The sequence below is a fragment of the Gilliamella sp. Fer4-1 genome (assembly GCF_001690515.1).
Taxonomy (GTDB): domain Bacteria; phylum Pseudomonadota; class Gammaproteobacteria; order Enterobacterales; family Orbaceae; genus Gilliamella; species Gilliamella apicola_C.
Genome location: NZ_LZGZ01000004.1, coordinates 1 through 6,048 on the forward strand (window position 1 = coordinate 1; position 6,048 = coordinate 6,048).

Annotated in this window: 7 protein-coding genes; all 7 read left to right on the forward strand. The window is 36.8% G+C overall.

The features are described 5' to 3' along the window. Positions 1–6 precede the first annotated feature (6 nt). Positions 7–1,932: a threonine--tRNA ligase gene (gene thrS, locus A9G30_RS00070; RefSeq protein ID WP_065566614.1), complete on the forward strand. Its 1,926-nt coding sequence runs from the start codon at positions 7–9 to the stop codon at positions 1,930–1,932. A 27-nt stretch (positions 1,933–1,959) separates the two neighbouring features. Next, positions 1,960–2,499 carry a translation initiation factor IF-3 gene (gene infC, locus A9G30_RS00075; protein ID WP_065566615.1) on the forward strand — a complete coding sequence of 180 codons (540 nt, stop codon included), beginning with the start codon at positions 1,960–1,962 and terminating at the stop codon, positions 2,497–2,499. A gap of 84 nt (positions 2,500–2,583) precedes the next feature. Continuing rightward, the gene (rpmI, locus tag A9G30_RS00080) at positions 2,584–2,781 is read left to right on the forward strand and encodes a 50S ribosomal protein L35 (protein WP_034945602.1); all 198 of its coding nucleotides are present in this window, start codon (positions 2,584–2,586) and stop codon (positions 2,779–2,781) included. Between the two features lie 32 nt (positions 2,782–2,813). Then, positions 2,814–3,167 (forward strand): 50S ribosomal protein L20, encoded by a 354-nt coding sequence (rplT, locus tag A9G30_RS00085; RefSeq protein WP_024496189.1) that lies wholly within the window; start codon positions 2,814–2,816, stop codon positions 3,165–3,167. Between the two features lie 67 nt (positions 3,168–3,234). Continuing rightward, positions 3,235–3,291 carry a pheST operon leader peptide PheM gene (gene pheM, locus A9G30_RS13435; protein WP_141671930.1) on the forward strand — a complete coding sequence of 19 codons (57 nt, stop codon included), beginning with the start codon at positions 3,235–3,237 and terminating at the stop codon, positions 3,289–3,291. Between the two features lie 81 nt (positions 3,292–3,372). Then, complete coding sequence (gene pheS, locus A9G30_RS00090; protein ID WP_065581782.1) at positions 3,373–4,356, forward strand: phenylalanine--tRNA ligase subunit alpha; 984 nt, start codon at positions 3,373–3,375, stop codon at positions 4,354–4,356. Positions 4,357–4,372: 16 nt separating this feature from the next. Then, positions 4,373–6,048: phenylalanine--tRNA ligase subunit beta (gene pheT, locus A9G30_RS00095; RefSeq protein WP_065587683.1), on the forward strand; the 1,676-nt coding region annotated here is incomplete at its 3' end.

Sequence of the window (6,048 nt, forward strand, 5' to 3'; positions counted from 1 at the left end):
TTTATTATGCCAATAATTACTCTTCCTGACGGAAGTCAACGTCAATTTGATAAAGCCGTTACTGTTTTAGAAGTTGCACAAAGCATAGGTGCAGGGCTAGCAAAAGCATGTATAGCTGGACGTGTAAATGGTGAGCGTAAAGACGCTTGTGATTTGATAGAACAAGATGCCACATTAGCCATTATTACGGCAAAAGATGAGGATGGTCTTGAAATTATACGTCACTCTTGTGCGCATCTATTAGGTCATGCTATTAAGCAATTATGGCCTGATACGCAAATGGCCATTGGTCCAACTATTGATAATGGCTTTTATTATGATGTTGATTTAGATCACTCTTTGACGCAAGAAGATCTTGATGCATTAGAAAAACGTATGCATGAATTGGCTAAAAAAGATTACGAAGTAAAAAAAGAAGTGGTTAGTTGGGAGCAAGCTAGGGAAGTATTTTGGAAACGACATGAACCCTATAAAATAGCTATCTTAGATGAAAATATTCCTAAAGATTCAAAACCAGCACTTTATCATCACGAAGAATATATTGATATGTGCCGAGGGCCACATGTGCCTAATATGCGTTTTTGCCACCATTTTAAATTGCAAAAAGTCGCCGGCGCTTACTGGCGTGGTAACAGTGATAATAAAATGTTACAACGCATTTATGGCACTGCATGGGCTGATAAAAAACAACTCGATAGTTATTTACAATTCTTAGAAGAAGCAGCCAAACGTGATCACCGAAAAATAGGTAAACAACTTGATCTTTACCATATGCAAGAAGAAGCACCGGGTATGGTATTTTGGCATAATGATGGTTGGATTATCTTCCGTGAGCTTGAAGTTTTCGTTCGCACCAAATTAAAGGAATACGATTATCAAGAAGTCAAAGGCCCTTTCATGATGGATCGCATTTTATGGGAAAAAACAGGGCATTGGGGTAATTATAAAGAGTTAATGTTTGTGACTTCATCTGAAAATCGTGAATATTGTATTAAACCAATGAATTGCCCAGGGCACGTGCAAATTTTTAACCAAGGGTTAAAATCATATCGTGATTTACCATTGCGTATGGCTGAATTTGGTAGTTGTCATCGAAATGAGCCGTCAGGATCTTTGCACGGATTAATGCGTGTTCGAGGCTTTACGCAAGATGATGCACATATTTTTTGTACGGAAAGCCAAATTCGTAGCGAAGTTAACAGCTGTATTAAAATGGTTTATGATACTTATAGCACTTTTGGATTTACTGACATTACGGTTAAGTTATCAACTCGCCCAGAAAAACGAATTGGTAAAGATGAAACATGGGATCTTGCTGAAAAAGATTTGGCTGAATGTTTAACTGAAAACGGCATAGAATTTGAGTACTTACCAGGTGAAGGCGCATTTTATGGACCGAAGATCGAGTTTACTTTACATGATTGTTTAGGTCGTGCATGGCAATGTGGTACTGTTCAGCTTGACTTTATGTTGCCTGAACGTTTAGATGCAACTTATGTAGGTGAAGATAACGAACGTCATATTCCAGTTATGATCCATAGAGCTATTTTGGGCTCAATGGAGCGTTTTATGGGGATTTTAACTGAAAACTGTGCGGGGTTCTTTCCAACATGGCTTGCTCCATTACAAGTTGCAGTAATAAACATCACTGATAATCAAGCTGAATATGCCAAACAATTATGCGAAAAATTACAAAAAGTTGGTATTAGAGCAAAAGCAGACTTGAGAAATGAGAAAATTGGGTTTAAAATCCGTGAGCATACTCTTAAACGTGTTCCTTATATGTTTGTTTGTGGAGACAAAGAAATGGAATCAGGAACAATTTCAGTTCGAACACGCCAAGGTAAAGATCTTGGTAGCTTTGAAGTGAAACATGTTATAGAATTGTTGCTTAACGAAATTCATAGTCGTTCATTAGAACAAATGAATTAATGATAAATTAATTTGGAGGAATGAGATATTAAAGTCAGTAAACGTATTCAGTCAACACGCGCGCATAAGATCAATGATGAAATTACAGCTCGTGAGGTGAGGTTAACCGGCGTCGATGGTGAACAGCTCGGTATAGTAAGCTTAGACGAAGCTTTAAAACAAGCTGAAGAAGCAACTCTTGATTTAGTCGAAATAAGCCCTAATGCAGAGCCACCTGTTTGTCGAATTATGGATTATGGCAAATTCCTCTATGAAAAGAGTAAAGCAACAAAAGAGCAGAAGAAGAAGCAAAAGATTGTTCAGGTTAAGGAAATTAAGTTCCGACCTGGTACAGACGAAGGCGACTATCAGGTAAAACTCCGCAGCCTGATTCGCTTTCTTGAAGATGGCGATAAAGCTAAAGTCACGTTGCGTTTTCGTGGACGTGAAATGGCTCACCAACAGTTAGGATCTGAAATGCTTGATCGTATTAAAGAGGACTTAGCTGATTTGGCTGTCATTGAATCTTATCCAACTAAGATTGAAGGGCGCCAAATGATTATGGTGCTTGCGCCGAAGAAGAAGTAATGGTTTTACAAGTTAATTTTTGATTCATCAAAGATTACACCATTATTTTATTTTTATTAACAATGCGAAGTGGAAATTAATAAAATGCCTAAAATTAAAACTGTAAAAGGCGCAGCAAAGCGCTTTAAAAAAACAGCTTCTGGTGGCTTTAAGCATAAGCAAGCTAACAAGAGTCATATCCTAACTAAAAAATCAACTAAGCGTAAACGTCATTTACGTGGTTTGACCACCGTGTCAAAAGGCGATTTAGGTTTAGTTACTGCGTGTGTTCCATACGCTTAAGTTATTGGTTAATTATTTAGAGGATATAATTTATGGCTCGTGTTAAACGTGGTGTTATTGCTCGTGCACGTCACAAGAAAATTTTAAAACAAGCAAAAGGTTACTATGGTGCACGTTCACGTGTATACCGTGTTGCTTTCCAAGCAGTAATTAAAGCAGGACAGTATGCTTATCGTGACCGTCGTCAACGTAAACGTCAATTCCGTCAATTATGGATTGTCCGTATTAATGCGGCAGCTCGTCAATGTGGTCTTTCTTATAGCCGTTTTATCAATGGTTTAAAGAAAGCATCAATTGAAATCGATCGTAAGATCCTTGCTGATATTGCTGTATTTGACAAAAATGCATTTGCCGCATTAGTTGAGAAAGCAAAAGCGGCACTATAATAGCTTTATAAAAGCCGAGTTATCTCGGCTTTTATATTTCCATTTTTATTATAAGAGTTGATTAATTATGAAGTTAGTTATTTTTCGTTTCTTTTTTGATTGCTTTAGCAATACTATTTTGTGAGGCAAAGAAAAAACGAAAAATAATTATAAAAGCCTCAAAAGAGGCTTTTTTTATGCAATAAACAATAAGCAGGAGAACTGTATGTCTCAATTAGTTGAACTGGTAAATAATGCCAAATCCGCTATTGAAAATGCTAATGACATTAATTCGATCGAACAAATTCGGGTGGAGTATTTTGGTAAAAAAGGTCATTTTACAATGCAAATGGCTTCATTACGCGATGTTCCAGCTGATGAGCGCCCAGCTGTCGGTCAAAAAATAAATGATGCAAAGCAAAAAGTTGTTGAAATATTAAATCATAAGCGCAAGTTTTTAGAGCGTCAGGCTCTTGATGCAAAACTAGCTAATGAAACAATTGATATTACGTTGCCAGGAAAATCAATTGAATTAGGTGGATTACATCCAGTGACAAAAACGATTAATCGGTTAGTCGATTTTTTTGGCGAACTTGGTTTTGCTGTTGAAACGGGGCCTGAAATTGAAGATGACTATCATAATTTTGACGCATTAAATATTCCTGCTCATCACCCTGCTAGAGCTGATCACGATACATTTTGGTTTGACTCAAAACGATTATTAAGAACACAAACTTCTACGGTGCAAATTCGCACAATGGAAAACCAAAAACCACCAATTCGAATCATTGCTCCAGGAAGAACTTATCGTAATGATTACGATCAAACTCATACGCCAATGTTCCACCAAATGGAAGGCTTACTGGTTGATAAGGATATCAGCTTTACACATTTAAAAGGGTTATTACACGATTTTCTTCATTGCTTTTTTGAAGATAATATGGAAATTCGTTTTAGACCAGCTTATTTTCCATTTACAGAACCGTCAGCAGAAGTTGATATTAAAGCGAAAAATGGCAAGTGGCTAGAAGTGTTAGGTTGCGGAATGGTTCATCCTAATGTATTACGTAATGTAGGCATTGATCCTGAAGTGTACAGTGGCTTTGCTTTTGGTATGGGAATCGAGCGGCTAACAATGTTACGTTACGGTGTCACTGATTTGCGTTCTTTCTTTGAAAATGATTTACGTTTTTTAAAGCAATTTAATTAATTCTGGAGATCAAAACATGAAATTTAGTGAAAGTTGGCTACGTGAATGGATCAATCCAGAAATTAGTAGCGAAACGTTAGCTGATCAATTAACAATGGCTGGTTTAGAAGTCGATGATGTTGAAAAAGTAGCAGGCGATTTTACAGGTGTTGTTGTCGGTAAAGTCGTTGAATGTATGCAACATCCTAATGCAGATAAACTTCGTGTCACAAAAGTCGATATTGGTAAAACTGAATTACTGGATATAGTTTGCGGGGCACCAAATTGCCGTAAAGGTTTAATGGTTGCTTGTGCAACGGTAGGCGCTGTATTGCCTGGCGATTTTAAAATAAAACCAGTTAAATTGCGGGGAGAGCCATCAGAAGGCATGTTGTGCTCTTATTCTGAATTAGGAATTTCTGATGAACATAATGGTATTATTGAATTACCTGATAATGCACCGTTAGGACAAGACATACGTGAATATTTGAATTTAAATGATGTCATGATTGATATCAGCGTAACACCGAATAGAGCAGATTGTTTTGGTATTATTGGCGTTGCTAGAGACATTTCTGCAGTTAACAATATTTCAATGAAAGAGCTACAAGTTGACAGTATTCCTGCAACCATTACCGATACCTTATCAATACAGATAGATGCTCCTCAAGCCACTCCTCGCTATTTGGGACGTGTAATCAAAAATATTAATGTTAATGCAGCCACTCCACTTTGGATGAAAGAGAAATTACGTCGAGGTGGAATTCGTTCAATTGATGCAGTTGTAGATATAACTAACTATGTATTATTAGAACTTGGTCATCCAATGCATGCATTTGATTTGACTCAGATAGAAAAGGGAATAGTTGTTCGTTACGCAAGTAATGATGAAAAACTGGTCTTACTTAACGGTAATGAAGTTAACCTTAATGATAAAACTTTAGTAATTGCCGATCACCAAAAGGTTTTGGCTTTAGCCGGAATTATGGGGGGTGAAAAATCGGCTGTAACACAAACAACTAAAAATGTATTTCTTGAATCTGCATTTTTTAATCCATTAGCAATAACAGGTAAAGCTCGAGAATATGGCTTACATACTGAAGCTTCGCATCGTTATGAGCGTGGTGTTGATCCGTCTTTACAATTTGTTGCAATGGAACGAGCGAGTCAATTACTAGTTGATATTTGTGGTGGTGAAGTTGGTCCAATTATTGATGTAACACAGCAAAGTGAACTCCCAAAACAAGCAATAATTAAGCTTCGTCGTAATAGAATTGATCGTATCATTGGTTATGCAATTGAGACACAAAAAATCACCGATATTTTAATTAGGCTTGGTTGTGAAGTCGAATATAATGACAATGTTTGGACTGTAAAATCACCAAGTTGGCGTTTTGATTTGCAAATCGAAGAAGATTTAGTTGAAGAAATTGCGCGTATTTATGGCTATAACAATATTCCAAATGCCAATTTAAAAATTGAGTCAGTAATGAAACCAAAGCCTGAAAGCCAAATATCATTGCGAAGAATAAAAGACTTATTAGTTGATAGAGGATATCAAGAAGCCGTAACATATAGCTTTGTTGATCCCAAAATTCAACACATTCTTCACCCTGAGCAGCCAGAGATCACATTACCTAACCCCATTTCAAGTGAAATGTCAGTTATGCGTTTATCACTATGGTCTGGCTTATTAGATGCAGTACTATACAA

Coding starts and splice junctions, on each gene's coding strand:
- thrS (WP_065566614.1), top strand. CDS start 7: ATGCCAATAATTACTCTTCCTGACGGAAGTCAACGTCAATTTGATAAA.
- rpmI (WP_034945602.1), top strand. CDS start 2,584: ATGCCTAAAATTAAAACTGTAAAAGGCGCAGCAAAGCGCTTTAAAAAA.
- rplT (WP_024496189.1), top strand. CDS start 2,814: ATGGCTCGTGTTAAACGTGGTGTTATTGCTCGTGCACGTCACAAGAAA.
- pheS (WP_065581782.1), top strand. CDS start 3,373: ATGTCTCAATTAGTTGAACTGGTAAATAATGCCAAATCCGCTATTGAA.